At 60.8% G+C, this 25,407-nt stretch carries 27 protein-coding genes and 1 pseudogene; 10 read left to right on the plus strand and 18 right to left on the minus strand.

Features of this window, described 5'->3' with window-relative positions; all coding sequences use genetic code 11:
* Positions 1–87: 87 nt before the first annotated feature.
* Entirely contained in the window at positions 88–1,761 is a 1,674-nt protein-coding gene (locus F8N80_RS05430; RefSeq protein WP_150747270.1) for a DEAD/DEAH box helicase, read from the minus strand.
* A 423-nt stretch (positions 1,762–2,184) separates the two neighbouring features.
* On the opposite strand from F8N80_RS05430, the gene F8N80_RS05440 reads away from it, so the two are divergent.
* Complete coding sequence (locus F8N80_RS05440) at positions 2,185–2,976, plus strand: crotonase/enoyl-CoA hydratase family protein (RefSeq protein ID WP_150747269.1); 792 nt, start codon at positions 2,185–2,187, stop codon at positions 2,974–2,976.
* Between the two features lie 111 nt (positions 2,977–3,087).
* On the opposite strand, the gene F8N80_RS05445 is transcribed toward F8N80_RS05440, so the two are convergent.
* Complete coding sequence (locus tag F8N80_RS05445) at positions 3,088–3,843, minus strand: spermidine synthase (protein ID WP_150747268.1); 756 nt, start codon at positions 3,841–3,843, stop codon at positions 3,088–3,090.
* A gap of 148 nt (positions 3,844–3,991) precedes the next feature.
* Here F8N80_RS05445 and F8N80_RS05450 point away from each other — a divergent pair, with 148 nt between their 5' ends.
* On the plus strand, positions 3,992–5,338 hold the full coding sequence (locus F8N80_RS05450) for a class II 3-deoxy-7-phosphoheptulonate synthase (RefSeq protein WP_150783380.1): 1,347 nt from the start codon (positions 3,992–3,994) through the stop codon (positions 5,336–5,338).
* Between the two features lie 114 nt (positions 5,339–5,452).
* Here F8N80_RS05450 and F8N80_RS05455 read toward each other — a convergent pair whose 3' ends face one another.
* The 3 genes from F8N80_RS05455 to F8N80_RS05465 all read right to left on the minus strand — a co-directional run bounded on the left by F8N80_RS05455 (position 5,453) and on the right by F8N80_RS05465 (position 7,372).
* Entirely contained in the window at positions 5,453–6,682 is a 1,230-nt protein-coding gene (locus F8N80_RS05455; RefSeq protein WP_150747266.1) for a winged helix-turn-helix domain-containing protein, read from the minus strand.
* A gap of 67 nt (positions 6,683–6,749) precedes the next feature.
* The gene (locus F8N80_RS05460) at positions 6,750–6,989 is read right to left on the minus strand and encodes a DUF1127 domain-containing protein (RefSeq protein ID WP_150747265.1); all 240 of its coding nucleotides are present in this window, start codon (positions 6,987–6,989) and stop codon (positions 6,750–6,752) included.
* A gap of 161 nt (positions 6,990–7,150) precedes the next feature.
* Positions 7,151–7,372 carry a DUF1127 domain-containing protein gene (locus F8N80_RS05465; RefSeq protein WP_150747264.1) on the minus strand — a complete coding sequence of 74 codons (222 nt, stop codon included), beginning with the start codon at positions 7,370–7,372 and terminating at the stop codon, positions 7,151–7,153.
* A 95-nt stretch (positions 7,373–7,467) separates the two neighbouring features.
* Between F8N80_RS05465 and F8N80_RS05470 the strand changes: the two genes are divergently transcribed.
* Positions 7,468–8,322 (plus strand): LysR substrate-binding domain-containing protein, encoded by an 855-nt coding sequence (locus tag F8N80_RS05470; protein WP_150747263.1) that lies wholly within the window; start codon positions 7,468–7,470, stop codon positions 8,320–8,322.
* On the opposite strand, the gene F8N80_RS05475 is transcribed toward F8N80_RS05470, so the two are convergent.
* From F8N80_RS05475 to earP, 3 genes are all read right to left on the minus strand, one after another.
* A complete protein-coding gene (locus F8N80_RS05475) occupies positions 8,312–9,061 on the minus strand; it encodes a sulfite exporter TauE/SafE family protein (protein ID WP_150747262.1) in 750 nt (249 codons plus the stop codon). The genes F8N80_RS05470 and F8N80_RS05475 overlap by 11 nt on opposite strands.
* A 274-nt stretch (positions 9,062–9,335) precedes the next feature.
* The gene (locus F8N80_RS05480; protein WP_007943632.1) at positions 9,336–9,905 is read right to left on the minus strand and encodes an elongation factor P; all 570 of its coding nucleotides are present in this window, start codon (positions 9,903–9,905) and stop codon (positions 9,336–9,338) included.
* A gap of 48 nt (positions 9,906–9,953) precedes the next feature.
* Complete coding sequence (gene earP, locus F8N80_RS05485; protein WP_150747261.1) at positions 9,954–11,096, minus strand: elongation factor P maturation arginine rhamnosyltransferase EarP; 1,143 nt, start codon at positions 11,094–11,096, stop codon at positions 9,954–9,956.
* 164 nt (positions 11,097–11,260) lie between these two features.
* Between earP and F8N80_RS05490 the strand changes: the two genes are divergently transcribed.
* On the plus strand, positions 11,261–11,743 hold the full coding sequence (locus F8N80_RS05490; RefSeq protein WP_150747260.1) for a GreA/GreB family elongation factor: 483 nt from the start codon (positions 11,261–11,263) through the stop codon (positions 11,741–11,743).
* Between the two features lie 6 nt (positions 11,744–11,749).
* On the opposite strand, the gene cysB is transcribed toward F8N80_RS05490, so the two are convergent.
* The 4 genes and pseudogenes from cysB to F8N80_RS05510 form a co-directional block, all read right to left on the minus strand.
* The gene (gene cysB, locus F8N80_RS05495; protein WP_150747259.1) at positions 11,750–12,724 is read right to left on the minus strand and encodes an HTH-type transcriptional regulator CysB; all 975 of its coding nucleotides are present in this window, start codon (positions 12,722–12,724) and stop codon (positions 11,750–11,752) included.
* Between the two features lie 113 nt (positions 12,725–12,837).
* A complete protein-coding gene (locus F8N80_RS05500) occupies positions 12,838–13,338 on the minus strand; it encodes a universal stress protein (protein ID WP_150747258.1) in 501 nt (166 codons plus the stop codon).
* Between the two features lie 94 nt (positions 13,339–13,432).
* Positions 13,433–14,338 carry a 5'-nucleotidase gene (locus F8N80_RS05505; protein WP_150747257.1) on the minus strand — a complete coding sequence of 302 codons (906 nt, stop codon included), beginning with the start codon at positions 14,336–14,338 and terminating at the stop codon, positions 13,433–13,435.
* Between the two features lie 10 nt (positions 14,339–14,348).
* A pseudogene (locus tag F8N80_RS05510) lies at positions 14,349–14,504 on the minus strand (thioredoxin); the annotation flags it as partial.
* Here F8N80_RS05510 and F8N80_RS05515 point away from each other — a divergent pair.
* Both F8N80_RS05515 and F8N80_RS05520 read left to right on the plus strand, forming a co-directional pair.
* Positions 14,503–14,946, plus strand: coding sequence for a PilZ domain-containing protein (locus tag F8N80_RS05515; RefSeq protein WP_150747256.1), 444 nt, complete (start codon positions 14,503–14,505; stop codon positions 14,944–14,946). The pseudogene F8N80_RS05510 and the gene F8N80_RS05515 overlap by 2 nt on opposite strands.
* A 169-nt stretch (positions 14,947–15,115) precedes the next feature.
* Complete coding sequence (locus F8N80_RS05520; RefSeq protein ID WP_150747255.1) at positions 15,116–16,192, plus strand: 3-deoxy-7-phosphoheptulonate synthase; 1,077 nt, start codon at positions 15,116–15,118, stop codon at positions 16,190–16,192.
* 74 nt (positions 16,193–16,266) lie between these two features.
* Here the strand turns inward: F8N80_RS05520 and F8N80_RS05525 are convergent, their stop codons facing one another.
* A complete protein-coding gene (locus F8N80_RS05525; RefSeq protein ID WP_008057026.1) occupies positions 16,267–16,554 on the minus strand; it encodes a GNAT family N-acetyltransferase in 288 nt (95 codons plus the stop codon).
* A gap of 633 nt (positions 16,555–17,187) precedes the next feature.
* Here F8N80_RS05525 and oprI point away from each other — a divergent pair.
* The gene (gene oprI, locus F8N80_RS05530; RefSeq protein ID WP_003172710.1) at positions 17,188–17,439 is read left to right on the plus strand and encodes an outer membrane lipoprotei OprI; all 252 of its coding nucleotides are present in this window, start codon (positions 17,188–17,190) and stop codon (positions 17,437–17,439) included.
* Between the two features lie 120 nt (positions 17,440–17,559).
* Here the strand turns inward: oprI and F8N80_RS05535 are convergent, their stop codons facing one another.
* The 3 genes from F8N80_RS05535 to F8N80_RS05545 form a co-directional block, all read right to left on the minus strand.
* On the minus strand, positions 17,560–18,531 hold the full coding sequence (locus F8N80_RS05535; RefSeq protein WP_150783381.1) for a L,D-transpeptidase family protein: 972 nt from the start codon (positions 18,529–18,531) through the stop codon (positions 17,560–17,562).
* A 266-nt stretch (positions 18,532–18,797) separates the two neighbouring features.
* A complete protein-coding gene (locus F8N80_RS05540) occupies positions 18,798–19,091 on the minus strand; it encodes a hypothetical protein (protein WP_003226812.1) in 294 nt (97 codons plus the stop codon).
* A 56-nt stretch (positions 19,092–19,147) separates the two neighbouring features.
* Positions 19,148–19,753 (minus strand): arylesterase, encoded by a 606-nt coding sequence (locus tag F8N80_RS05545; RefSeq protein WP_191632860.1) that lies wholly within the window; start codon positions 19,751–19,753, stop codon positions 19,148–19,150.
* A 10-nt stretch (positions 19,754–19,763) separates the two neighbouring features.
* Here F8N80_RS05545 and F8N80_RS05550 point away from each other — a divergent pair, with 10 nt between their 5' ends.
* The 3 genes from F8N80_RS05550 to greB are packed head-to-tail and all read left to right on the plus strand — an operon-like array spanning position 19,764 to position 23,483.
* Positions 19,764–20,447, plus strand: coding sequence for an ABC transporter ATP-binding protein (locus tag F8N80_RS05550; protein WP_150747252.1), 684 nt, complete (start codon positions 19,764–19,766; stop codon positions 20,445–20,447).
* Positions 20,447–22,951 (plus strand): ABC transporter permease, encoded by a 2,505-nt coding sequence (locus F8N80_RS05555; protein ID WP_150747251.1) that lies wholly within the window; start codon positions 20,447–20,449, stop codon positions 22,949–22,951. The genes F8N80_RS05550 and F8N80_RS05555 overlap by 1 nt, the downstream gene beginning before the upstream one ends.
* Positions 22,952–22,985: 34 nt before the next feature.
* Positions 22,986–23,483: a transcription elongation factor GreB gene (gene greB / locus F8N80_RS05560; RefSeq protein WP_150747250.1), complete on the plus strand. Its 498-nt coding sequence runs from the start codon at positions 22,986–22,988 to the stop codon at positions 23,481–23,483.
* Positions 23,484–23,501: 18 nt separating this feature from the next.
* On the opposite strand, the gene F8N80_RS05565 is transcribed toward greB, so the two are convergent.
* Both F8N80_RS05565 and F8N80_RS05575 read right to left on the minus strand, forming a co-directional pair.
* The gene (locus F8N80_RS05565; RefSeq protein WP_150747249.1) at positions 23,502–23,810 is read right to left on the minus strand and encodes a class I SAM-dependent methyltransferase; all 309 of its coding nucleotides are present in this window, start codon (positions 23,808–23,810) and stop codon (positions 23,502–23,504) included.
* Between the two features lie 1,060 nt (positions 23,811–24,870).
* On the minus strand, positions 24,871–25,305 hold the full coding sequence (locus F8N80_RS05575) for a DoxX family protein (RefSeq protein WP_150783382.1): 435 nt from the start codon (positions 25,303–25,305) through the stop codon (positions 24,871–24,873).
* Between the last annotated feature and the right edge of the window lie 102 nt (positions 25,306–25,407).

The following is a 25,407-nucleotide window of genomic DNA, read 5'->3' on the forward strand; positions in this document are numbered from 1 at the left end:
TCGGCAGCGTTTACAAAACCCGGGCATAAAAAAATCCCCGAACTCGTCGGGGATTTTTTATGTTCGATCAATCAGCCCGAGAGCGGATCAATCTTCGCGATAGCGACGCAGCTTCAACTGCTTGCCGGCAACGCGAGTGTCCTTCAGTTTGGTCAGCAGACGCTCCAGACCATCTTCCGGCAACTCGACGAGGCTGAAGCTGTCACGCACCTGGATGCGACCGATCGCTTCGCGGGCCAGGCCGCCTTCGTTGAGGATGGCGCCCAGCAGGTTCTTGGCCGCGATACCGTCACGCGCGCCCAGCGCGGTACGGCAACGGGCACGACCTTCGGCCAATGGAACCGGAGCACGACGCTCGCGATCACCACGGTCCGGACGATCACCGGTGCGCTCTGGACGATCGCCACGAGGTGCGTTGTTCGGCACCAGTGGACGTTCTTTCTCGATCGCGGCCAGGGTCAGCGCCTGAGCGTTGGTGGCCTTGCGCAGCAGAGCGGCAGCCAGTGCACGCGGGGTGCAACCGATGTCGGCGGTCAGGCGGTCCAGCAGATCACCGTGGGTCGACTCGGCATCGCCAACCAGCGGCGACAGGCTGTTGGTCAGTTTCTTGATGCGGGCATCGAGAACGGCCTGGGCGTCCGGCAGGCGAACTTCGGCAACCTTCTGACCGGTTACACGCTCGATCACTTGCAGCATGCGGCGCTCACGCGGCGTCACCAGTAGCAGTGCACGACCTTCGCGACCGGCACGGCCGGTACGGCCGATACGGTGCACGTAGGATTCCGGATCGTACGGCATGTCAACGTTGAACACGTGGGTGATACGCGGAACGTCCAGGCCACGAGCGGCAACGTCGGTCGCCACAACGATGTCCAGACGGCCATCCTTGAGGGAGTCGATGACGCGCTCACGCTGGTTCTGGGCAATGTCACCGTTCAGCGCAGCGGCTTTGTAGCCTTTGGCTTCCAGGGCACTGGCCAGGTCCAGGGTCGCTTGCTTGGTGCGCACGAACATGATCAGGGCGTCGAAATCTTCGACTTCCAGCAGGCTCAATACAGCCGAGGTCTTCTGGTCAGCGTGAACCAACAGGTGAGCCTGTTCGATCGCGGTAACGGTCTGAGTCTTGGTCTGGATCTTCACGTGTTGCGGATCGCGCAGATGGCGTTCGGCAATGGCACGGATCGACTGCGGCAGGGTGGCCGAGAACAATACGGTCTGACGGGTTGCAGGCAAGGCCTTGAAGATGACTTCGAGGTCGTCCATGAAGCCCAGCTTGAGCATTTCGTCAGCTTCGTCGAGAACCAGGTGGTTCACGGTCGACAGGACTTTTTCGTCGCGACGCAGGTGGTCGCACAGACGGCCCGGCGTGGCGACAACGATCTGTGCGCCATTACGGATTGCTTTCAGTTGTGGACCCATAGGGGCGCCGCCGTAAACGGCCACAACGGTAACGCCCGGCATTTGCTTGGCGTAGGTTTCGAAAGCGGTTGCTACTTGCAGCGCCAACTCACGGGTTGGCGCCAGGATCAGGGCTTGCGGCTCGCGCTTCGCAGGATCGATGCAATGCAGGATAGGCAGGGCGAACGCGGCGGTTTTACCGGTACCGGTTTGCGCCTGGCCAATCATGTCTTGGCCGGCCATGATGATCGGGATCGATTGCTGCTGAATAGCCGAAGGTTCTTCGTAGCCAGTCGCGATGACGGCTGCAAGGATGTTCGGATTAAGATTAAAAGCGGCGAAGCCGCCGGTTTCCTGGGTCATGGGTCTGCCTCTAAGTGCATCCGCAAAGACCCATGCTCCAAAGCTGCGCATGCCGTGTAAGACTCAAGAGTCGCCCTGGCTGCTTTGTCGGCGGGGATTTGCGAAAACGAATGAATGAAAAAGATTCGTCAAGGGAGAGTCCGGTGTGCGGACGTGCAGCCGAAGCTGGCTTCGGGGAATTGCGCTACCTAAACGCGGCCCGGTTAAAGGCCGGCGCGCACTATACCGGAATTCGGCCAAAAAGGGAGCATTATTTGTCGGGAAACTGACGTATACACCGTTGTGTCACAGGCTTTGCGGATAATCGTGCAAGGGTCTATTTTTCAAAGGCCCCGGCCCTGCTGGCGATCGCGCTAAAACGGTTCACCCCTGCGCCGCACACCGGCAGTCGGACAATCCCTTCCCACCCCGAGGAAATGCCCCATGAATCAGCCCGGTCACAGTCGTGTAACCCGTGAACGACGCGGTCATGTCCTGTTGCTCGGTCTGGACCGGGTGGCCAAGCGCAATGCCTTCGATCTCGACCTGCTCAATGAATTGAGCCTGGCGTACGGCGAATTCGAGGCCGACAGCGAAGCGCGGGTGGCGGTGGTGTTTGGCCATGGTGAGCATTTCACCGCCGGGCTCGACCTGATCAATGCCAGCGCCGCCCTGGCCGAAGGCTGGCAGGCACCGCCGGGCGGCTGTGATCCGTGGGGGGTGTTTGCCGGGCCCAGGGTGAGTAAACCGGTGATCGTCGCCGCACAAGGCTACTGCCTGACCATCGGTATCGAGTTGATGCTGGCCGCCGACATCAACCTGTGCGCGAGCAATACCCGATTCGCCCAGAAAGAAGTGCAGCGCGGGATTTTCCCTTTCGGCGGCGCGACGTTGCGCCTGCATCAAGTCGCGGGCTGGGGCAATGCCATGCGCTGGCTGCTGACCGGCGATGAATTCGATGCCCATGACGCCTTGCATCTGGGATTGGTGCAGGAAGTGATGGCCAGCGAGGATTTGCTGCCGCGAGCGCTTGAGCTGGCTGAGCGGATCGCCCGGCAGGCGCCGCTTGGGGTTCAGGCAACGCTGATGTCGGCCCGGCAGGCGCGTTACGAAGGAGAAACCGCGGCGGCGCAGGGGTTGCCGGCGTTGGTGAAGCAGTTGCTGGCCAGTGAGGATGCCAAGGAGGGGGTGCGGTCGATGATCGAAAAGCGACCAGGGGTTTTCAAAGGGTTTTGAGAGGTGTATTGATACGGATATTGCCTTCGCGGGCAAGCCTCGCTCCTACAGATGTTCGCTGAACCCGTAGGAGCGAGGCTTGCCCGCGAAGAGGCCCTCCCAGACACCCAATTATGTCGCCGGGCGGATGGCCTTGATCAACGCCTGCAACGAATACCCCAGCCGCGGCGCCAGCCCTTCGGCCCGGGCCATCAGTCCGTCCATGTCCAGCGCCTGATCCAGCTCCGAAGGCACCAGCAGAATCACATTGCCCTCCTTCACCGGCAGTTCCCAGTAATGCCGGTGATAAAGCCCGCGCAACAACGCCGCGCCCAACGGCTTGCCGTCATCGGTAGCCCACTGGTTGATCACCAGCCAGCCACCCGGATTCAGGCGTTTCTGACAGTTCTCCAGGAAACTCCACGCCAGATGCCCGGCACCCGGGCCGACATCGGTATAGAGGTCGACGAAAATCAGGTCCGCCGGTTCCGCGGTATCCAGCAGCTCCAGTGCATCGCCGACTCGGATATACAGCCGCGGATCGTCATCCAGCCCAAGGTATTCGAGGGCCAGGCGCGGTACGTCGGGGCGCAGCTCGATGGCTTCGACGTCTTCCAGCGGCAGAAACTTGAGGCAGGCCTGGGTCAAGGTACCGGCACCCAATCCGAGGAACAGCGCGTTTTCCGGCTGTTCGTGGCACAGCGCGCCGATCAGCATCGCCCGGGTGTAATCGTATTCGAGCCAGCTGGGGTCCGCGGTGAACACGCAGCTCTGCTCGATGGCATCACCGAACTCGAGAAAACGGTAATCGGCCACTTCCAGCACGCGAATCACGCCGAACTCATCCTGTACCTCGGCGAGCAAATGCTCGACGCGCTCCTCAGTCATCTTGTCTCCTGATCGTCGCCCGGCAGGCAACACATTGAAACCGCGGCGTGGCGCGGCAAAGGGGCGATTGTCCGCGAAGCGACGGGAGCAGGTCACGCACTAATTGCTGATAACATGACAGTCCGAGCGTAAAACACTAGAGACCGTGATGAGCCAACCCTGGAGCCCTGACAGCTGGCGCGCCCTGCCGATCCAGCAACAACCCCGTTACCCCGACGCCGCACATTTGCAGCACGTCGAGCAAACCCTGGCCAGTTATCCGCCGCTGGTGTTTGCCGGTGAGGCCCGGGAGTTGCGCCGTCAGTTTGCCGAAGTGACCCAGGGTCGCGCGTTTCTGTTGCAGGGCGGAGACTGCGCCGAGAGTTTCGCCGAGTTCTCCGCTGCGAAAATCCGCGACACCTTTAAAGTGCTGCTGCAAATGGCGATCGTCATGACCTTTGCTGCCGGTTGCCCGGTGGTCAAGGTCGGGCGCATGGCCGGGCAGTTCGCCAAACCGCGCTCGGCCAATGACGAAACCATCGATGGCGTGACCCTGCCGGCCTACCGGGGCGACATCGTCAATGGCATCGGTTTCGACGAAAAAAGCCGCGTGCCGGACCCGGAGCGCCTGCTGCAGTCCTACCACCAGTCCACCGCGACCCTGAACCTGTTGCGCGCCTTTGCCCAGGGCGGTTTTGCCGACCTGCATCAGGTGCACAAGTGGAACCTGGACTTCATCGCCAATTCGGCACTGGCTGAAAAGTACAGCCACCTGGCCGATCGCATCGATGAAACCCTGGCGTTCATGCGTGCCTGTGGCATGGACAGTTCGCCGCAATTGCGCGAAACCAGTTTCTTCACTGCCCACGAAGCGCTGCTGCTGAACTACGAAGAAGCCTTCGTCCGTCGCGACAGCCTGACCAACGATTATTACGATTGCTCGGCGCACATGCTGTGGATCGGTGACCGCACCCGTCAGCTGGATGGCGCTCATGTCGAATTCCTGCGCGGGGTGAACAATCCGATCGGGGTCAAGGTCGGCCCAAGCATGAACCCTCACGACTTGATCCGCCTGATCGACGTGCTCAACCCGGACAACGATCCGGGGCGCCTGAACCTGATTGCGCGGATGGGGGCGAACAAGGTCGGCGATCACTTGCCGCAGCTGATCCAGGCGGTGCAGCGTGAAGGCAAGCAGGTGCTCTGGAGTTGCGACCCGATGCACGGCAACACCATCAAGGCCAGCAGCGGCTACAAGACCCGCGATTTTGCGCAGATCCTTGGCGAAGTGAAGCAGTTCTTCCAGGTTCACCAGGCGCAAGGCAGTTATGCCGGCGGTATTCACATCGAGATGACCGGGCAGAATGTGACCGAGTGCATCGGTGGGGCACGGCCGATTACCGAAGATGGGTTGTCGGATCGGTATCACACCCATTGCGACCCGCGGATGAATGCCGATCAATCGCTGGAGTTGGCGTTTTTGATTGCCGAGACGTTGAAGCAAGTCCGGCGTTAAATCGCGTCGCTGCCTTCGCGGGCAAGCCTCGCTCCTACGAGATTTTTGTTGTCCATCGGCAATGTGGGCGACACAAATCCTGTAGGAGCGAGGCTTGCCCGCGAAGGCGTCGGTTCAATCACCACCAAACTGCGCCAATGCCACCCGCAACCGCACCGCACTCGCCCGCGGACAATTCAACTGAACCCGCTCCAGCCCCAACCACTGCGCCATGCGCCGCAGATTGCCCGCCAGCGCCAGCATCCCCTCCTCGTCCAGCCCCGGCTCTTCCTCATGCACGGCGTGCACCGCCAGCCTGCCCAGCGCTCGCTCGGCGCGCAGGTCCACCCGCGCGGCAATCCGTTCGTTGTGCAAAAACGGCAACACGTAATAGCCGTAGACTCGCTTGTCCCGGGGCGTGTAGATTTCCAGGCGATAGCGAAAATCGAACAGCCGCTCGGTGCGGCTGCGCTCCCAGATCAACGAGTCGAAGGGTGACAGCAGCGCGCTGGTCTCGACCTTGCGCGGCACCTTCGGCTCGGGCAGACAGAAAGCCGCTTGCCGCCAACCCTGAACCTCGCAAGCCAGCAAGTCACCGGCCTCGACCAACTCCGCCAGCCGCGGACGACTGTCTGCAGGACCCAGGCGAAAATAGTCGCGCAGGTCTTTTTCCGTACCGACACCCAAGGCTGTTGCGGCGTGCAGCAGCAAACCCCGCTGCGCCTCGGCTTCCGACAGTAGAGGCAGCTGGAGAATCGCCGAAGGAATCACCCGCTCCGGCAAATCATAAAGGCGCTCGAACCCGCGCCGCCCCGCCACGGTCACTTCACCGGCGGCGAACAACCATTCCAGTGCATGTTTTTCCGCGCTCCAGTCCCACCAGGGCCCTGCCCGCTCCTGACGGGTCGACAGGCTCCCGGCCCCTAGCGCGCCAAGCGCCTGAACCGAGGCCAGCACCCGGCGTATCGTGTCCTGCTGCTCACGGCCGAAACGCGCCAGTTGCTGATAGATGTCCTCGCCACGGCTCGCGCGCAACATGCGCCAGCGCATCAGCGGGTACATCGACAACGGCAGCAGCGAGGCTTCATGCCCCCAATATTCGAACAGCGTGCGCTGCCGGCCTTGACCCCAGGCCGCCTGGTCGAGCAAATCATGCGAGTAATGGCCGAGGCGGGAGAACAGGGGCAGGTAGTGCGAACGCACCAACGCATTGACCGAGTCGATCTGCACCGTACCCAGCCGCTCGATCAATCGATTGATCCGGGCCGGCTTGACCGGCGCTGACGGCTGACGCCCGGTAAAACCCTGGGCGGTCAGCACCAGGCGCCTGGCCTGTTTCAAGGAAAAGCTCGAGGAAGTAGACATTCAACGGCTCATGGCGAGGTCTCCCCCCACCTTAGCGACCTGCGCATAAAACGCCAGCGCCGCCGCTTCATCCCTTGAGCGGATCGTCCCAGAACCGCCGGGACGACTCCAATATGATGTCAGCCCGACTCAAGCCGATATCCCGCAGGCAGTCATCACTCAAGCGCGCCATTTCGGCACGATTCCTACTCAGTTGTCGCCAGCGCATCAGTTGCGCCGTTGCCCGGGACAGCGGCAGGCAGAACCTGCCCAATCCATGGCTCAATGCCTGTAACGTGCTGCGCCTTGCAATAAATAATCGTTCCATGATGATGCTCCTCAGCGTCGAGGCGGCAGTCTTGGCCAGGTGTCGGGCAGGCTCCAGCGAATGTCTATGACCGTCTGTTTCAGGTCGCCACGAACCCCATTTCAGGGGCTTGCGCCGCAATCATGGGGTTGTGACCAGGGATTTCCCGCAGAGCGTTCAGCCTATTTTCCATTGCTCAGGGGGTCCTGCCAGAAGTGTCGATCGGCTTCCTGCGCGACGTCTGCACGGGTCAGGCCGATATCCTTCAGCGCTTCATCGCTCATACCCGCCAACATTTCACGTTCGCGGTGCAGTTCGTACCAGCGATTGATCTTGTGCAGCAGGTCGGTCACCAGGTGGATGGAATGTTTTTCAACGGTGATAAAACCTTTTTGACCTTTCATCGTGTTGCCCTCCGTTTGGATGGCTCAAGTGTCGCGCCGGGGCTAAGATCAATCCAACGAATGTTTCTTATGCAACACATCTCGGAGATTGATGAATGTCCGCCTACCCGAGTATCGACACCGAAGTGCTGCGCACCTTCGTCGCCATCGCCGACCAGGGCGGTTTTACCCGCGCCGGCGAACTGGTCAATCGCACCCAGTCCGCCGTGAGCATGCAGATGAAGCGACTGGAAGAGGACGTGCTGCAGCGCCAATTATTCCAGCGCGATGGACGGCAGGTGCGGCTGACGGCTGAAGGCCAGGTGCTGCTGGGTTACGCCCGGCGCATCCTCAAGCTGCACAGCGAGGTGTTCAATACCTTGCGCGAACCGCACATGGTCGGCCTGGTGCGCATCGGCACGCCGGACGACTACGTCATGCGTTTTCTGCCGGGGATCCTGCGCCGATTTGCCCAGTCTTATCCGCTGATCCAGATCGAGGTGCACTGCGAATCATCAAAACAACTGCTGCTGCGTCAGGACCTGGACTTGTCCATCGTCACCCGGGAACCGGGCAACGAAATCGGCCAGTTGCTGCGCAAGGAGCGGTTTGTCTGGGCCGAAGCGCAGTGCTACAGCGTTCATGAGCAGACGCCGTTGCCGCTGGCGATGTTCAACAGTGACTGTTTCTGCAGGCTGTGGGCCTGCAATGCGCTGGACGCCATGGGCCGCGATTACCGCGTCGCCTACAACAGCTCCAGCCTGTCGGCGATCATGGCGGTGGTCAGCGCCGGCCTGGCCATCACCGCGCAACTGGAAAGCCTGATCACACCCGACATGCGCATTCTGGGGGACGCCGAGGACCTTCCGGTGCTGCCGGAGGCGAGCATCATGCTGGTGCGCAACCTGCACAACCCGTCGCCGATCACCGAGTGCCTGGCCGAGCACATCGTCGAAGGCTTCAAACTTTAAAGACGAGCATCACCGCGCACAGCACCAGGAAACCGCAGAACAGCCCGCGCAACAGCCGTTCCGGCAAGGCGTGGGCGACCTTCACCCCCCAACTGATGCTCATCAGACCGCCGACCGCCAAGGGCACGCCGATCGTCCAGTTCACTTCCTGGTGCACCGCGTAAGTCACCAGGGTGACGCCGGTACTGGGCAATGCCAGCGCCAGTGACAGCCCCTGCGCCACCACCTGGCTGGTGCCGAAGATGCTGGTCAGCACCGGCGTCGCCACCACCGCCCCGCCCACGCCAAACAATCCGCCAATGCTGCCCGACGCGGCACCGAGCACACCCAGCCATCGTGGCGAGTGGTTCATCTGTGCAGAAGGCGGCGTGGGGGTGGTGAACATTCGCACCAGGTTGTAGGCGGACAGAGCAATCAGGAAGGCTACAAAAGCGATACGCATGGTTTGCGCATCTATGCCCACTGCCCAGATCGAACCGATCCAGGCAAAACAGAAGCCCATCGAAGCCAGCGGCAATGCATGGCGCATCTCGATACGGTTGCGCTGGTGATAACGCCACAGCGCCAGCATTACATTCGGCACGACCATCACCAGCGCCGTGCCTTGTGCGATCTGCTGATCGAGTCCGAACAGCACGCCCAGCAGCGGAATCGCGACCAAACCGCCGCCGATCCCGAACAATCCACCGAGGGTCCCCAAGGCAGCGCCAAACACTGCATACATCAAAAACTCAATCACTTGCCCATTCCCTTGTGTCAGTGCGTTCATCCTACGCAGTCAACTCTGAAATAACACCGCCCTCCCTGTAGGAGCGAGGCTTGCCCGCGAAGACGGTATCTCATCCGAAGTTGTTGTCGATTGACAGTACGCCTTCGCTGCGGTGCGGCGATCCGACAAGCCAGTTCCTACAGGGGATGGGGCATGCACCCGGCCGCGCATCGGCCCGCATGTTTGTGGCGCGCACAAAAAAGCCCGACTCAATGGTCGGGCTTTTTCATTCCTGAAGCGGTGCTTATTTGGCACGGCCTTTGTAGGAACCGCCTTCGCGGGTATCGATCTCGATCATGTCGCCGATTTCGATGAAGTCAGCCACCGACAGCTCGGTACCGTTCTTCAGTTTGGCAGGCTTCATGACCTTGCCGGAAGTGTCGCCGCGCGCGGAACCTTCGGTGTAGTCGACCTGACGCACGATGGTGGTCGGCAGTTCTACGGAAACCAGACGCTCTTCGAAGAAGATCGCTTCGCAAACGTCGGTCATGCCTTCTTCAACGAAAGGCAGAACGGCTTCGATGTCTTCAGCGTTCAGCTCGTACATGGTGTAGTCGGTGGTATCCATGAACGTGTAGGTGTCGCCGCTGATGAAGGACAAGGTCGCTTCTTTGCGGTCGAGGATTACGTCGTCCAGTTTGTCGTCAGCGCTGTAAACGATCTCGGTCTTGTAACCGGTCAGCAGGTTTTTCAGCTTGGTCTTCATGATCGCGCTGTTACGACCGGACTTGGTGAATTCAGCTTTCTGAACCAGCCAAGGATCGTTTTCGAGACGGATCACGGTACCGGGTTTCAGTTCTTTACCAGTTTTCATTGCGAATATCCGAATTTGGATGGGATTTACATAAATCTAGGCCGCGTATCATATCCAATTTACATAAAACTGTACCAGCGCCGCGGCAAGATCAGCCTGCAAGGCCTGTTCCAGACACCACGCGTCGGCATGTTTTTGCAGCTCGGGCCAATGTTTGCGGGTCGATTGCCAGTGATCGCCCATTGTCTCACCCGCGTTCCACGCCCGCCAGAGACCACTGATCGCCTCGCTGGCGGGCGGCGAAAGACCTTTCACGTAGCGTTCAAGGAAGGCTTCGAGCTTGTCCAGGTGGACATCTTCTTCCTGCTGATAGATGTGCCAGAGCAGTGGCCGCGCCGCCCATTGGGCACGGACAAAGGAATCTTCGCCGCGAACGGCGTTGAAATCGCAACTCCACAGCAGCAGGTCATACTGATCCTGTCGGACGAACGGCAGCACTTGCACGGTCAAGGCGTCGCGCACATGCACGGCCCCGGCCGCCAACCCGTCCACCCCCAGCCAGTGTTCGAGATCAGCGAGAATCCGCCCTTCGGGCACCAACAGATGCGTGGGTGTCGAATCACTGGCCATCGTCTCGAGCCAGCTCGCCAGGCCGCTATTTTCATAGGCAAACAGCGAGATCAGCAGCGCGCCTTCTGCACGATCAACCCCCAGGCCCTGGAGGAATTCTCGCTGATCCTTTGGACTTTGCTGAAACTGCCGACGCCGCTCCAGCAATCCGCTTTCACGCAGCAAGCCACCGGTGCCCTCCTGGAACCCGGGGAAGAAAAAGAACTTCTGCACGTGCTTGTACTTTACCGACGGCAAGCCATGGCAGCCGACAACCCAGTCCTCGGCACTCAGGTAGTCGAGATTCATCCAGAGCGGCGGCTTTTCCCGCTCGGCCATGGCGTCCATGTAGGCACTCGGCAATTGACAGGCGAACGCGGCAATCACCACATCAGCGGCTTCGGTGGGTTGCCAGTCGGCACGCCACCGGCACACCTGGACGCCCTGCTGCCACTGTTGCGAAGCGTCAATGTCGATGTCCGGGCACAAGCGCTCGAAGGCCCGCAGGTCGTCAATCCACAAACGGACCGTCACCGAATGTTCGGCCACCAGCTGTCGGGCCAGGCGCCAGGTCACACCGATGTCGCCATAGTTGTCGACCACGGTGCAAAAAATATCCCAGCGGGTGTTCAGTTCAGGCATTCCAGGCTCCCGTTGGCAAAGGCGCCGATTGTCCGCATAAATTACCCCGTACAGAAGACCCGACGGCGATTAATCTTCATGCGACAATCGCCACTTGCCCGCGACCACCCGCCAGGAGGCAGCCATGCCCTACCGTCCCGACCCGCGCCGTCCGTTGCCGATCCATGAATAAACAAACCGTTCACCAACTGATTCTCGACAAGCTGCGCATCGATCTCGACATCGCCGAGCGTGCCGCGCAAACCGCTTACGAAACCGCGACCCATGAAGAAAACATCGCCGAAAACAAGTACGACACCCTGGGGCTGGAGGCGTCTTACCTGGCGGCCGGACAGGCCAGGCGAGTGGAAGAGATCAGGCAGTCACTGGCGCTGTGCCAGAACTTGATCCTGCGTCCTTACGACAACCAGCGCGGTATTGAAGTCGGCGCCCTGCTCGGCCTGGAAGACGAGAAGGGTCGTGAGCAATGGCTGTTCCTGGCCCCCGACGCGGCCGGATTGAAGATCGATCTGGTGGGGCAGTCGATCACCGTCATCACCCCTCGCTCGCCTCTGGGCAAAAGCCTGCTGGGCAAGTTCGACGGCGACGAGGTGGAGATTCTGGTGGCGGGCGCTCGGCAACAGTTTGCTGTCACCGAGGTGATCTGAAGGAAATCAATGGACCGGCAGTTCGACGCCGTCGAACAGTTCTTCCAGTTCCTGCTTGTTGTGGCACTGGATGGCCTTGGCCATGACTTCGCGGGTCAGGTGCGGGGCGAACTTCTCGATGAAGTCGCACATGAAGCCACGCAGGAAGGTGCCGCGACGGAAACCGATCTTGGTGATGCTGGATTCGAACAACTCGCTGGCATCGAGCACCACCAGGTCACTGTCGAGTTTGGCATCGACCGCCATTTTCGCCACGATGCCCACGCCCAGGCCCAGCCGCACGTAAGTCTTGATCACGTCGGCATCGGCCGCCGTGAACACCACTTTGGGCGTCAGACCGCGATGGCTGAAGGCTTCGTCGAGCTTCGAACGACCGGTAAAACCGAACACGTAAGTCACGATCGGGTATTCCGCCAACGCTTCGAGGGTCAGCTTCGACAGCTTGGTCAGCGGGTGGCCGTGCGGCACGACCACGCAGCGGTTCCAGCGGTAGCACGGCATCATCACCAGGTCGCCGAACAGCTCGAGCGCTTCGGTGGCAATGGCAAAATCCACGGTGCCGTCAGCGGCCATTTCGGCGATCTGCATCGGCGAACCCTGGTGCATGTGCAGGGCAACGTCCGGGTATTGCTTGATGAAATTACTGATCACCGGCGGCAACGCATAACGTGCCTGGGTGTGCGTGGTGGCGATCGACAGGGTGCCCTTCTTCTCGTTGGAGAACTCCTGGGCGATCTGCTTGATGCTTTCAACCTTGCGCAGAATCTCACCGGCGGTGGTGATGATGCGCTCGCCAGCCGGAGTGACACGGGTCAGGTGTTTGCCGCTGCGGGCGAAGACCTCGACGCCCAATTCGTCTTCCAGCAGACGGATCTGCTTGCTGATGCCCGGCTGCGAGGTGTACAGACTTTGGGCGGTGGCCGAGACGTTGAGGTCGTGGTGCGCCACTTCCCAGATGTAGCGCAGTTGTTGAAGCTTCATATCAATCCCTCAAAGCAGGTAGACGCCACGGGCATCAGCGACGGTATATAACTATATTAATGGTTTGAAGAATAAATCTAGAACTTTTTTGTCAAATGGCCATTATTCGTGTTCTAGCGATCCTGGCGCCGACGCTCCACCCGCGGCACCAGATAGACCGGAACCCGAGACAATTGCAGTACCCGCGCGGCGGTCCTGCCCAGCGGCGTTTCCGCGCCAGCCCCATGGCTATGACTACCTACGATCAACAAATCCACCGAGAGTTTCTGCGCCTGGTCGAGAATCACCTGCGACGGATCGCCCTGCAGCACCCGCACCGCCTTGATCCGTTCCAGGTCCTGCTCACCGTCCTCCCCCAGTTCTTCACGAAAGCTGTCGAGTACCCGCCGCTCGATATTGGCAATCACCGTATTCAAGCCCTGACTGTGAAACTCGTTCAGCGCCTGCTCATCGAGGTAACTCTGGAGCACCGATTCGGCGAACAACCCCATCGGTTCGACGGCGTGAACCACGTAGAGATCGGCGTTGAATGTTTTCGCCAGCGCCAGGGCATGCTGCATCACCAAAGGCGCGTACAGGCCGAGGTCAGTGGCATATAGCATTGAACGAATCATATGACCTCCTCGAGTGCCAACATGGCGGAGATTGATTCAGCTTAGCAGTGCCTTGGCGAGTACGACGTGCCGTGCAACACCTTGAAGCGCGGGCTTAAACCTTTTGCTCGTTGCTTATGCCATGGGGCACATGGCCGGTGGCGACCACCTCCCGGGCCAACTCGCAGTGACCGGCCTGATCGTCGAAAAACACGTCGGCGGCGAAGGCTTCGAGAAACGCCGACTTGGTCAGGCCGCCGAGGAACAACGACTCATCCAGACGAATATCCCATTCGCGCAAGGTGCGGATCACCCGCTCATGGGCCGGTGCCGAACGCGCCGTCACCAGGGCCGTACGAATCGGACAGGCGTCATCGGGAAACTCACGTTGCAACAGATTGAGCGCTGCCAGGAAGCCTTTGAACGGGCCGCCGCGCAAAGGCTCGCGGGCCGCTTCACGTTCGCTGGCCTGAAAGGCTTCCAGGCCAGCGGCCTGATAGACGCGCTCCGATTCGTCGGAAAACAGCACCGCATCACCGTCGAAGGCTATGCGCAACTCATCGCTTGCGGCACGACTGGCGCCGCCGGACAAAATGGTCGCCGCGGCGAACCCGGCCTCCAGCGCACTGCGCACGTCTTCGGCATGGGTCGAGAGAAACAGGTCGCAGCCAAAGGCCTTGAGGTAAGGATAAGGACTGCGCCCACCGACAAATGCCGCCCGGGAAATCGCCAGGCCATAGTGGTGGATCGAATTGAACACCCGCAGGCCGGTGTCGGCACTGTTGCGCGACACCAGGATCACCTCGACCCGGGCGCGGCCCAGTTGGGTATTGAGGTTGAGGAGTTTCTGCACCAACGGGAATGCATCGCCGGGCTCGAGGATTTCGTCTTCATGGTCGATCTGATACTGGCGATAGGCCTCAACGCCGCTCGACAGGTAGACCTTGTGGCTCTCGCTCAGGTCGAACAGCGCTCGCGAGGAAATCGCCAGCACCAGTTTGTCATCGATAGTCTTGGCCATGCCCCTTTCCCCTTTGGTTGGCGCAACCGACACTGGTGAAAATCACCAGCGAAACACCGCTCATCGCCAGTAGCCGTTGGTCGGCGTCGAAATCCGTCAGCTCCAATTCGACCACTATACTGGTGGGAACACTGTCAGATGGCCGACACATGGAGTCCGTGCTCATGGGACGTTTTCTTCCTCATACTGACGATGTACCCGTAGAATTGACGTTGCTCACACCCGAGTGTATTTCGCGGCAACAGCTGCACACTATCAGCCTCGGGGGCATGGCTTGCAATTACCACCGTGCGTGGCGCCACGGGACGGCGTTGCAAGTGCGCATGCCGACGGTGAACCCGGACTTGCGCTGCCTGGGCTACGTAGCCTGGTGCCTGCGACGAAAGCATGGCTATCTGGTGGGCATTGCCTTCGTTGACGAACAGACGCTGTTCGTTGCGCGGATGGGCGAGCAGGTGTGCCAGATCGAACGTTATTGCCGCATGCGTGACACCCACAGCGATTTGCACGATAACCAGGCACTGGCCCTCGAATGGGTCCAGGAGCACGCCGACGAGTTCTCCCAAGACAAGGTTCGCCGGGCATTTGCACAGCCGGTGCTGGATTAGGGAGCGTTCTCGGTGGGTTTCCCGCCGCGTTGTTGCCGCAAACCGCTGTCTGCCCATTGTCGAGCCACGGTGTAACGCGCTAAGGTTCGGCTCCCCGACGCGCTTAATTTGCTGTGCTCCGCCGCGCGGGTTCGCTGGCGGCCGGCACCCGTGACCTGACGAGTAAACGATGGCTGATTTACCGATCAACGACCTAAACGTCGCCTCCAACGAGACGCTGATCACTCCTGATCAGCTCAAGCGTGATATCCCTCTGAGCGACGCTGCCCTGCGCACCGTCACCAAGGGTCGCGAAGTCATTCGCAACATTCTTGATGGCACCGATCATCGCCTGTTTGTCGTCATCGGGCCCTGCTCGATCCACGACATCAAGGCGGCCCACGAATACGCCGAGCGCCTGAAGGCACTCGCGGCCGAAGTGTCCGATACCCTGTATCTGGTCATGCGCGTGTATTTCGAGAAGCCACGCACCACCGTCGGCTGGAAAGGCTTGATCAACGACCCGTACCTGGACGACTCCTTCAAGATTCAGGACGGCTTGCACATCGGCCGGCAGTTGCTGCTGGACCTGGCCGAAATGGGCCTGCCGACCGCGACCGAAGCCCTCGACCCGATCTCCCCGCAGTACCTGCAGGACCTGATCAGCTGGTCCGCCATCGGTGCACGCACCACCGAGTCCCAGACTCACCGTGAAATGGCTTCCGGCCTGTCCTCGGCTGTCGGTTTCAAGAATGGTACCGATGGTGGCCTGACCGTAGCGATCAATGCCCTGCAATCGGTTTCCAGCCCACACCGTTTCCTGGGCATCAACCAGGAAGGTGGCGTGTCGATCGTCACCACCAAGGGCAACGCCTACGGTCATGTGGTGTTGCGTGGCGGTAACGGCAAGCCGAACTACGATTCAGTGAGTGTCGCGCTCTGCGAGCAAGCGCTGAACAAGGCGACGATCAAGCCGAACATCATGGTCGACTGCAGCCACGCCAACTCCAACAAGGACCCGGCCCTGCAACCGCTGGTGATGGAGAACGTCGCCAACCAGATCCTCGAAGGCAACCGGTCGATCATCGGGCTGATGGTCGAAAGTCATCTGAACTGGGGCTGCCAGGCGATCCCCAAAGACCTCGCCGACCTGCAATACGGCGTGTCGATCACCGATGCCTGCATCGACTGGACCGCCACCGAAACCACCTTGCGCAGCATGCATGCCAAGCTCAAGGATGTGCTGCCCAAACGCGATCGCACCTGATCGCTGCTTCAGAAAAAAAAGCGCCAGACAAAAAAACGCCGGGCTGAGCCCGGCGTTTTTTTTATGCGTTGGTTTTACTGGCTCAGCTTGGCCGCATGCCGCTGATGACGCTCCATGTAGCGCTCCACGTAGGAGCACGAAGGAATGACGGTGTAGCCCATTTCCTCGGCGTACTCCAGCGCCTTTTCGGTCAAGGCGGCTGCAATGCCGCGACCACGCAATGCATTGGGCACAAAGGTGCGATAGATATCCAGGGTCTGTTTCCCCAGATCCATATAGGTCAGGTAGGCACGATGACCGTCCACATTGGTCTCGAATTGATGACCAGCCTGGTCATGGTGGATGGACAACGCCTCGCTCATCACTACTCCTCGCGGGTCTTGAATTTAGACCCCTACCTTACCGATGTTTTTCCGGCGAAGGAACAGCTACGCCACCCCGTGCCTGAATGGACACCGAGAAGAGCTGCACGATCTCGCGCAACCGGGCACGAACAAATAGTAGGCACCATTGGCAAAAATGCTCAAGGTACGCTCGTCATCACGCAGGTTGGCGGGTGCCGCTCCGGGTTGAGCAGGGACGGCTCGACCGGGTATTCCCCGGGTCGGAGCCCGAACATTGCCGGATGTTGAGACTTAAGACGAGCGCCCCTCGTTAAAGTCACCTCAACTAGGAGAAAGATGTGAGAGGTGGCGCACACATGCTGAACAAAAGTGTAGACGAATCCATGTAGACAGACTTTGGCCAAGACCGGTAAAACAGCTGCGGGCACGGGGAACTTTTTTACCCAGGCTCGCTCAACCCGGGCCTCACAGCTGGATGTTTTTTAAACAACGCAGTTAAAAGTTGCTTGAAAAAGAATCAAAGCCTACAATTTTTTTGCTCGTTGCTACACGTCAGTTTACTTACTAGAAGTAATGGGTAGTATGTACGCCGGCGATTTCCTCACTCTGAGGAGACAGCTACTAAATAGAAAGTCCTTGAAGGGGAACACGATGAACAACGTTCTGAAATTCTCTGCTCTGGCGCTGGCCGCAGTTCTGGCTACCGGTTGCAGCAGTGTATCGAAAGAAACCGAAGCACGTCTGACTGCTACTGAAGACGCAGCTGCTCGCTCCCAGGCTCGTGCAGACGAAGCTTACCGTAAAGCTGATGAAGCTCTGGCTGCTGCTCAAAAAGCACAACAGACTGCTGACGAAGCTAACGAGCGTGCTCTGCGCATGCTGGAAAAAGCTAGCCGCAAGTAATAGTCCTTCGGGATTGTTATCAAGCCGACCCATTCATGGGTCGGCTTTTTTTTGCCCGCTGTTTCGTACAGGCAAAAAAAACCGCCGACGCGGTCAGCATCGGCGGGTTCGTTTCAAGCGTTACTGCAGTGGATCGATCGGCGCACTCGTCATCATCGATGCCGAGGCGTCCGGCACGCCGATTTCCACCGGCAGGCCATCTTCAGCGGCCACTACGTCGCGCACCACATCCCAGTCCATGCGCAGGTTGTTGGTGATGTCCTCACGCTTGAGCATCGCGTTGATCACGGCGGTGTGCTTGTCCACCACCGACGGGTTGCCGGCGTCGTCCAGCGGGGTGTGCGCTTCCAGATACACCTTGCCGCCACTGACGCCGAACTTGTACGGATCGCTGATGATGCGTACCGACGTGCCTACCGGCACCATGCCGGCCATTTCCAGCACGTTGTTGTTGAACATGCGAAAGCAACCATGGCTGGTGCGCAAGCCGATACCGAACTTCTTGTTCGAACCGTGGATCAGGTAGCCCGGAGTGCCCAGGGTGAACTTGAACGGCCCCAGCGGGTTGTCCGGGCCTGCCGGCACCACGTTCGGCAAGGGATCGCCATCGGCGGCGTGCTCGGCCTTGATCGACGCCGGAGGTGTCCAGGTCGGGTTCGGTGTCTTGGCGACGATGCTGGTGTGGGCAATCGGCGAGCCCCAGCCTTCACGGCCGATACCCAGCGGGAAGGTGTAGACCACGTCCCGGTCTTTCGGGAAGTAATACAGGCGGTACTCGGCCAGGTTGATGACGATGCCTTCACGCGGGCCCGGGGGCAGGATGAAGCGCGTCGGCAGCACGATCTCGGTGCCGGCGCCCGGTAACCATGGATCGACCCCGGGGTTTGCCGCGACCATTTCCGAATAACCCAGATCGTAGGTAGTACCAAGGTCGGCGAAGGTGTCTTCGTACTTGGCCTTGATCACTTGCACCTGGCCGACGATGTCTTCACCGGGCGGTGGCAGGGGCAGCTCCAATGCCGCGATCGGACCCGCGACGCACAGGGCGGCAAGGGTCAGGCAGCGGGTGACGGCAGGAAAACGCGGCAACATCCGGAAAATCCTTCGCATGATCGACAAGGGTGTAAAAACGGGATTGTACACTGGCGCCCGTTATTTCGGGGAGGCGCGACTGTTACAGGCGATGCAAGGCACTTGCAGGAGCGAGCCTGCTCGCGAAAGTTTCTGCCTCAAACATCCATGGTGCCTGGAATGCCGTGTTCGCGAGCAAGCCCGCTCCCACATCGGATCTGCGTCGGACACATATACCGTGATCAATGAAGGTCCAATGTGGGAGCGGGCTTGCTCGCGAAGGGGCCCTAGAGCTCGAACCGCAACTCAGGCCAGATCGGCGAGGTGCCGCGTTTCTGCGATTCCAGAATGGCCCGGCACAGCGAGCACAGGCGCTGGTCCTGGAACACCCGGCGGTCGACGCTCGACCAGCGTGGCTGCGCCGGCAGCAGGCTGCCGCACAAGGTGCGGTCCGCCGAGCCGCCCAGCTCCAGTTGACGGGTTACCAGATGCACCCGCACTTCCTGGCAGGCGAACAGGTCCAGCTGTTCGTCAGGCTCGATCAGTTGGTAGGCAAAAAGTGACCAGGCGGGACGCGGCATCGGGGGCTCCAAATCGGGGGCGCCACCTTAGCCGAAACGCGACCGCTAGAAAAGCGTCAAAGCAGCGGTTTCAGTGCCGGCCAGACATTTTCCAGCAACTTGTCCTGCGCCCCCGCAGCCGGGTGCAAGCCGTCGGCCTGCATCAAGTCCGGATGACCGCCCACGCCGTCGAGAAAAAAAGGTACCAGCGGGATCTTTTTCTCCTCGGCCAGTGCGCTGTAGACCTTCGCGAAGGCCTCGGTATAACGAGCGCCGTAGTTGGGTGGCAATTGCATGCCGAGCAAAAGCACCTTGGCGCCACTGTCCCTGGAGCTGTCGATCATCGACGCAAGGTTTTGTTGCAAATTAGCTGGGGGCATTCCACGCAGCCCGTCATTGCCTCCCAACTCAAGGATCACCAGTTCCGGTTTATGCTCCGCAAGCAGCGCCGGCAGGCGCGCCTGGCCTCCGGCACTGGTGTCGCCACTGATGGACGCGTTGATCACCTTATCGTCGAAACCTTCGCGCTTGAGCCGTTGCTCGAGCAGCGACACCCACCCCAAGCGGGTATCCAGGCCGAAACCGGCGCTGATACTATCGCCAACGATCAGGACTGTACCCGCCGCTGCGTTCTGGGCCATGCACATCAAGGCCAGGCCAGCACTCAAAAACCACACTCGCATCGGATTCTCCATGGGCGCAAGCATTCTCACCGCGAAGAACCTCAGCAAAGTGGTGTCCAGCGCGGAAGGTGAACTGACTATCCTGCACGAACTCAGCCTGGAACTGAACAAGGGCGACAGCCTGGCCATCGTCGGCGCCTCCGGTTCCGGCAAATCCACCCTCCTCGGCCTGCTGGCCGGCCTCGACCTGCCGAGCAGCGGCGAAGTCACCCTGGCCGGGCAAGGCCTGAGCCAACTCGACGAAGACCAGCGCGCACGCATCCGCGCCGAACATGTCGGTTTTGTTTTTCAATCCTTCCAGCTGCTCGACAGTCTCAACGCCCTGGAAAACGTCATGCTGCCGCTGGAACTCGACGGTCGCAAAGACGCCCGTGAGCGTGCCACCGAATTGCTGCAACGGGTCGGCCTCGGCCAACGCCTGAGCCACTCGCCACGCCAGCTCTCCGGCGGTGAACAGCAGCGCGTGGCCATCGCCCGCGCCTTTGCCGCAGAACCGGCTGTATTGTTTGCCGACGAACCCACCGGCAATCTCGACAGCCACACCGGCGAACGCATCAGCGACCTGCTGTTCGAACTCAACCAGGAAAGGGGCACAACCCTGGTGCTGGTGACCCACGACGAACGCCTGGCACATCGCTGCCGGCGCCTGATCCGCCTTGAAGCCGGCCTGCTGGTCGCCCCTCTGGAGCCTTGATGGCACGCCTGCCGCTGCTGCGCCTGTTCAGCCTCGCCCTCCGCCAACTGCTGCGCGACGCCCGCGCCGGCGAACTGCGGGTGTTGTTCTTCGCCCTGCTGGTGGCCGTGGCGTCGAGTACCGCCATCGGCTACTTCGGTGCCCGCCTGAACGGCGCCATGATGCTGCGTGCAACTGAATTTCTCGGCGCCGACCTGCTGCTCGAAGGCAGCTCGCCGGCGCGTCCCGAACAGATCAGCAGTGGCGTGGAGCTGGGCCTGGAACACGCGCAAGTGGTGGAGTTTTCCAGCGTCATTGCCACCGACAACGGCATCCAGCTCTCCAGCATCAAAGCCGCCGACGACGTCTACCCGCTGCGCGGCGAACTGAAAAGCACCCCCGCGCCCTTTGCCGCGGAAGAAGCCGGTGGCAGCCCGAAACCCGGTGAAGCCTGGGTCGAAGGACGCCTGCTGACCGCGCTGGACCTGAAGATCGGCGACAGCATCGACGTCGGCATGAAAACCCTGAAACTGGCGCGCGTGCTGACCTACGAACCCGACCGGGCCGGCAATTTCTACAGCCTCACGCCACGGGTGCTGATCAACCTCGACGACCTCGCGGCGACCGGCGTGGTGCAACCCGGCAGCCGGGTCAGCTACCGCGAACTCTGGCGCGGCAACGCCGAGGCGCTGGAAACCTATCGGCAACTGATCAAGCCCGGGCTGGCCGCCAACCAGCGCCTGCAGGATGCCCGCGACGGCAACCGGCAGATCGGCGGCGCCCTGGGCAAGGCCGAACGTTACCTGAACATGGCCAGCCTGGTGGCGGTGCTGTTGGCCGGTGTGGCGGTGGCACTGTCGGCAACGCGTTTCGCTACGCGCCGATTCGATGCCAGCGCCTTGTTGCGTTGCCTGGGCTTGTCCCGTCGGGAAACCATGGTGCTGTTCAGTCTGCAGCTGACGGTGCTCGGACTGCTCGCCAGTATCAGCGGCGCCTTTATCGGCTGGCTGGCGCAGCTCGGCCTGTTTGCCTTGCTGCATGACCTGGTGCCGACCGATGTGCCGCCGGGCGGCCTGTTGCCAGGCATCGCCGGGATTGGCACCGGGCTGGTGGCATTGGCCGGTTTTGCCTTGCCGCCACTGGCTGCGCTGGGTCGGGTGCCCCCCTTGCGGGTATTGCGTCGGGACATGCTGCCGATTCCCACCAGCACCTGGATGGTCTACGGCGCGGCGTTGGGCGCCCTCGGCCTGATCATGTGGCGTCTGAGCCTGGACTTGCTGCTGACCTTTGCCCTGCTCGGCGGTGGCGTGATTGCCGCGCTGGTGCTGGGCGGTTTGCTGTTGCTGCTGCTCAAAAGCCTGCGCCGAATGCTCGCGCGCGCGTCCTTGCCGTGGCGTCTCGGGTTGGGTCAGTTACTTCGCCATCCGCTGGCCGCCGCGGGTCAAGCCCTGGCCTTCGGTCTGATTCTGCTGTCCATGGCGTTGATCGCCCTGTTGCGCGGCGAATTGCTGGATACCTGGCAGAACCAGTTGCCAAAGAACGCGCCGAACTATTTCGCGCTGAACATTCTGCCGGCGGACAAGCAGGCCTTCACCGACCGGTTGATCGAACTGTCGGCACAGTCGGCCCCCTTGTACCCGGTGGTGCCGGGGCGACTGATCAGCATCAATGGCGAACCGGTGCAGGACATCGTCAGCAAGGATTCGGCCGGTGATCGGGCGATCCAGCGCGACCTGAGCCTGACCTGGGCGGCGGACCTCCCGGCGGACAACACACTCACCGCCGGCAACTGGTGGCCCGAACAAGCGCCGGACGAGATTCCCGGCGTGTCGGTGGAAGGCAAGGTGGCCGAGAGCCTGAAGCTCAAGCTCGGCGATCACATGGTGTTTACCGTCGGCGGGATGAATCGCGAAGCGAAAGTCACCAGCCTGCGCGACATCAACTGGGACAACTTCCAGCCGAACTTCTTCATGATCTTCCAGCCTGGCACGTTGAAGGATTTGCCGGCGACCTACCTGACCAGTTTCTATCTGGCGGCCGGTCATGATCAGCAGATCGTCGACCTGTCCCGGTCCTTCCCGGCGGTGACGATTCTGCAAGTCGAAGCCTTGCTCGAGCAGTTGCGCAGCATCCTCGCCCAAGTCACCCTGGCGGTGGAGTACGTGCTGTTGTTCGTGTTGGCGGCGGGCATGGCGGTGTTGTTCTCCGGCCTGCAAGCGACGCTGGACGAGCGCATTCGCCAAGGTGCCTTGTTGCGGGCGCTGGGTGCCGAGCGGCAGTTGCTGGTCAAGGCCCGACGCATCGAGTTCGGTTTGCTTGGCGCAGTCAGCGGCTTGTTGGCGGCACTGGGCTCGGAACTGGTGAGCCTGGTGCTTTACCGCTACGCCTTCGACCTGCCCTGGCACCCGCATCCGTGGCTGCTTGTGCTGCCGCTGATCGGCGCCGTGCTGATCGGTGGCGCCGGTGTCTTCGGTACTCGCCGCGCCTTGAATGCCAGCCCCCTGACAGTCTTGCGCGAGGGTTGATAGACTCAAGCCTTCTCCACCACAAGAAGTTGCCATGAGCCGTTATCGCCCTCCCCGCACCGCTGGCACCGCGCTGATCACCCCCGAGGGTGAAGCGCGGATGCGGGCCGAGTTCCATGAGCTCTGGCATGTGCGCCGCCCGCAGGTCACGCAGTCGGTCAGCGAGGCCGCGGCCCAGGGCGATCGCTCCGAGAACGCCGAGTACACCTACGGAAAAAAAATGCTGCGCGAAATCGACAGTCGCGTGCGCTTTCTCACCAAGCGGCTGGAAGCGCTCAAGGTGGTCAGCGAGAAGCCGAGCGATCCGAACAAGGTTTATTTTGGCGCCTGGGTCACCATTGAAGACGAGGACGGCAAAGAATCGCGTTATCGCATCGTCGGGCCGGATGAGCTTGATTTAAAGCGGGGCCTGATCAGCATCGACTCACCGCTGGCCCGCGCGCTGATCGGCAAGGCACTGGACGCCGAGGTTCGGGTCCAGACGCCTACCGGCGAGCAGTGTGTGTATATCGTGGCGATCGACTATCCCTGACTCGCAGCGCCATGAACCTCAGCGACGGGTAATCAGCCCTTGTCGGGCAACACGAACCAGTTGCCTGATCACTTCGGGGGCGTCTTCAATACTGGGCGATTGAATCACCGCCAGATCAAAGCTGTCGCTGGCAAATCGGGCCAGGGATTCGCCGTCGTCGACAAACTGGATCAGGAAGGCCGCAGGTCCGCCGGTACGACGTGGCCAACCGTCGAGATAGCGCAGGAGCGTCGGCTGATGTTTGCCGCCAAGCAGGATTTTTGGATTGCGCTGGGTCAGATGGGCCGTGATCGGCGCGGGGCGTATAACGGGGCTTAGTGCATTCATCGTGTCGTGTCTCTGCCTCAAAAGTCTGCATGGCAGGTGAGAGGCAACACCGAACCAGCGCTTTAGCGGTATTTCGAAGCCTGCTGCAAGCTTCTGTCGGCAACTGGATGAGTCACCTGGCGCCCCGCAAGTAGCTGTTTAAATCGGCGCATGAGCAGCATCCTAGAGAAGCTGACCGGAGGGTGTCAAGAATGACGCGCAACAAAAATGTGCTGCGCGATGGGGGTGTGGGCGTACATATCCGTTTCTTCGGTAACGACGACTTAGGGTTTCGCCCTTACGGCGAGTCACTTGGAAAAGCCCCAAGTAACCAAGGGCTCTTGCCGCTTTCGTTCGGTGCCTCGCCTAGGCTCGGCATGCCCTCGCTCCGGTCCTGCTCCGTGGGCCCGCCGCCATCCCTGCCGGGTTGCCCACTGCGCAGAACCTCCACTCGGCCTCTCGAGGGGGCGGTGCATCAAGATCAAAAGCTGCAGGCGAGCTAACGCTCGGCCTGGTGAGTGGTGAAAAGCGAAGGGGTACGCCGATCCATTGTGGGAGCGGGCTTGCTCGCGAAGCTGTTGATTTTGCCGTTGCCGTTGCCGTTGCCGTGGCTGTGGCTGTGGCTGTGGCTTTTGATCTTGATCTTGATCCACCCGCCCCTTCGGGAGGCTGAGTGGAGGTGTTCATCCGGGGAGTGGCGCGCAGCGCCGTTCGACGCAGTCGAACACGCTGCATGTAGGTCGTCGCGAAGCCAACCTGCGGGCAGTGTCCCCGGATGGACACCGGAGCGAAGGTACGCCGAGCCTTAGCGAGGGGGCCGGACGCCGGGGCGAGACCTTTGCTTCCTTTGGGGCGTTTGCCAAAGGGAGTCGACCGTCAGGGCGAAACCGCAAGTGGCCATTACCGCAGAAATGGATATGTACACCATCGACAATCCCGGTCGGCTATAAGGCCGCCTTCGCGGGCAAGCCTCGCTCCTACAATGGGTCAGGGTACATCCGCATGGACAAGGTTGGTTGTCAGGGCGGCTTCGCAACGGTGCGGCGATCCGACCAGCCCGCTCCTACGGGAAACAGAGCCATCAACCAGCGATGGCGCGATCGACCGACAGCTTGCCCGCACCTTCGATCAACACCGCAATGCTGCCGCCCAGCAGGGCCAAGGCGAACTCATACCCGTTGTTGGCCATGAACAGCCCGTTGCCAATATGCACAGTGAAAATCGCGACCAGCGAAAGGAAGGTCAAACCCAGGGCTGCCGGGCGTGCCAGCAGGCCAATGATTAGTGCCAGGCCCCCGAAGAATTCGACACCGCCCGCCAGCGTCGCCATCACGTAGCCTGGCGTCAGACCGATGCTCTCCATGTACTGCGCCGTACCCGCCAGACCATAACCACCCAACGCACCGAACAGTTTCTGCGAACCGTGGGCCGCGAAGATGATGCCGACGAAAATCCGCAGGACAGTCAGGCCATAGCCGGCGCGGGTAAACAGTACCTTGTTGATCAGTGTGCTCATGCTGTGTCATCCCTTCTGGGGTTAAGTGTTGGTTGGCCGCTATATTAATCAGTAAAAACCCTGTTAAAAGCGCAAAAAACCCGCCTTAACAATCAGTTTATT

This window comes from Pseudomonas fluorescens (assembly GCF_902497995.1).
Lineage (GTDB): Bacteria > Pseudomonadota > Gammaproteobacteria > Pseudomonadales > Pseudomonadaceae > Aquipseudomonas > Aquipseudomonas fluorescens_BK.

Excerpts from the sequence above, each read along its gene's own strand:
- F8N80_RS05430 (WP_150747270.1), bottom strand. The coding sequence starts at position 1,761 with ATGACCCAGGAAACCGGCGGCTTCGCCGCTTTTAATCTTAATCCGAAC.
- F8N80_RS05440 (WP_150747269.1), top strand. The coding sequence starts at position 2,185 with ATGAATCAGCCCGGTCACAGTCGTGTAACCCGTGAACGACGCGGTCAT.
- F8N80_RS05445 (WP_150747268.1), bottom strand. The coding sequence starts at position 3,843 with ATGACTGAGGAGCGCGTCGAGCATTTGCTCGCCGAGGTACAGGATGAG.
- F8N80_RS05450 (WP_150783380.1), top strand. The coding sequence starts at position 3,992 with ATGAGCCAACCCTGGAGCCCTGACAGCTGGCGCGCCCTGCCGATCCAG.
- F8N80_RS05455 (WP_150747266.1), bottom strand. The coding sequence starts at position 6,682 with ATGTCTACTTCCTCGAGCTTTTCCTTGAAACAGGCCAGGCGCCTGGTG.
- F8N80_RS05460 (WP_150747265.1), bottom strand. The coding sequence starts at position 6,989 with ATGGAACGATTATTTATTGCAAGGCGCAGCACGTTACAGGCATTGAGC.
- F8N80_RS05465 (WP_150747264.1), bottom strand. The coding sequence starts at position 7,372 with ATGAAAGGTCAAAAAGGTTTTATCACCGTTGAAAAACATTCCATCCAC.
- F8N80_RS05470 (WP_150747263.1), top strand. The coding sequence starts at position 7,468 with ATGTCCGCCTACCCGAGTATCGACACCGAAGTGCTGCGCACCTTCGTC.
- F8N80_RS05480 (WP_007943632.1), bottom strand. The coding sequence starts at position 9,905 with ATGAAAACTGGTAAAGAACTGAAACCCGGTACCGTGATCCGTCTCGAA.
- earP (WP_150747261.1), bottom strand. The coding sequence starts at position 11,096 with ATGCCTGAACTGAACACCCGCTGGGATATTTTTTGCACCGTGGTCGAC.
- F8N80_RS05490 (WP_150747260.1), top strand. The coding sequence starts at position 11,261 with ATGAATAAACAAACCGTTCACCAACTGATTCTCGACAAGCTGCGCATC.
- cysB (WP_150747259.1), bottom strand. The coding sequence starts at position 12,724 with ATGAAGCTTCAACAACTGCGCTACATCTGGGAAGTGGCGCACCACGAC.
- F8N80_RS05500 (WP_150747258.1), bottom strand. The coding sequence starts at position 13,338 with ATGATTCGTTCAATGCTATATGCCACTGACCTCGGCCTGTACGCGCCT.
- F8N80_RS05505 (WP_150747257.1), bottom strand. The coding sequence starts at position 14,338 with ATGGCCAAGACTATCGATGACAAACTGGTGCTGGCGATTTCCTCGCGA.
- F8N80_RS05515 (WP_150747256.1), top strand. The coding sequence starts at position 14,503 with ATGGGACGTTTTCTTCCTCATACTGACGATGTACCCGTAGAATTGACG.
- F8N80_RS05520 (WP_150747255.1), top strand. The coding sequence starts at position 15,116 with ATGGCTGATTTACCGATCAACGACCTAAACGTCGCCTCCAACGAGACG.
- F8N80_RS05525 (WP_008057026.1), bottom strand. The coding sequence starts at position 16,554 with ATGAGCGAGGCGTTGTCCATCCACCATGACCAGGCTGGTCATCAATTC.
- oprI (WP_003172710.1), top strand. The coding sequence starts at position 17,188 with ATGAACAACGTTCTGAAATTCTCTGCTCTGGCGCTGGCCGCAGTTCTG.
- F8N80_RS05535 (WP_150783381.1), bottom strand. The coding sequence starts at position 18,531 with ATGTTGCCGCGTTTTCCTGCCGTCACCCGCTGCCTGACCCTTGCCGCC.
- F8N80_RS05540 (WP_003226812.1), bottom strand. The coding sequence starts at position 19,091 with ATGCCGCGTCCCGCCTGGTCACTTTTTGCCTACCAACTGATCGAGCCT.
- F8N80_RS05545 (WP_191632860.1), bottom strand. The coding sequence starts at position 19,753 with ATGCGAGTGTGGTTTTTGAGTGCTGGCCTGGCCTTGATGTGCATGGCC.
- F8N80_RS05550 (WP_150747252.1), top strand. The coding sequence starts at position 19,764 with ATGGGCGCAAGCATTCTCACCGCGAAGAACCTCAGCAAAGTGGTGTCC.
- F8N80_RS05555 (WP_150747251.1), top strand. The coding sequence starts at position 20,447 with ATGGCACGCCTGCCGCTGCTGCGCCTGTTCAGCCTCGCCCTCCGCCAA.
- greB (WP_150747250.1), top strand. The coding sequence starts at position 22,986 with ATGAGCCGTTATCGCCCTCCCCGCACCGCTGGCACCGCGCTGATCACC.
- F8N80_RS05565 (WP_150747249.1), bottom strand. The coding sequence starts at position 23,810 with ATGAATGCACTAAGCCCCGTTATACGCCCCGCGCCGATCACGGCCCAT.
- F8N80_RS05575 (WP_150783382.1), bottom strand. The coding sequence starts at position 25,305 with ATGAGCACACTGATCAACAAGGTACTGTTTACCCGCGCCGGCTATGGC.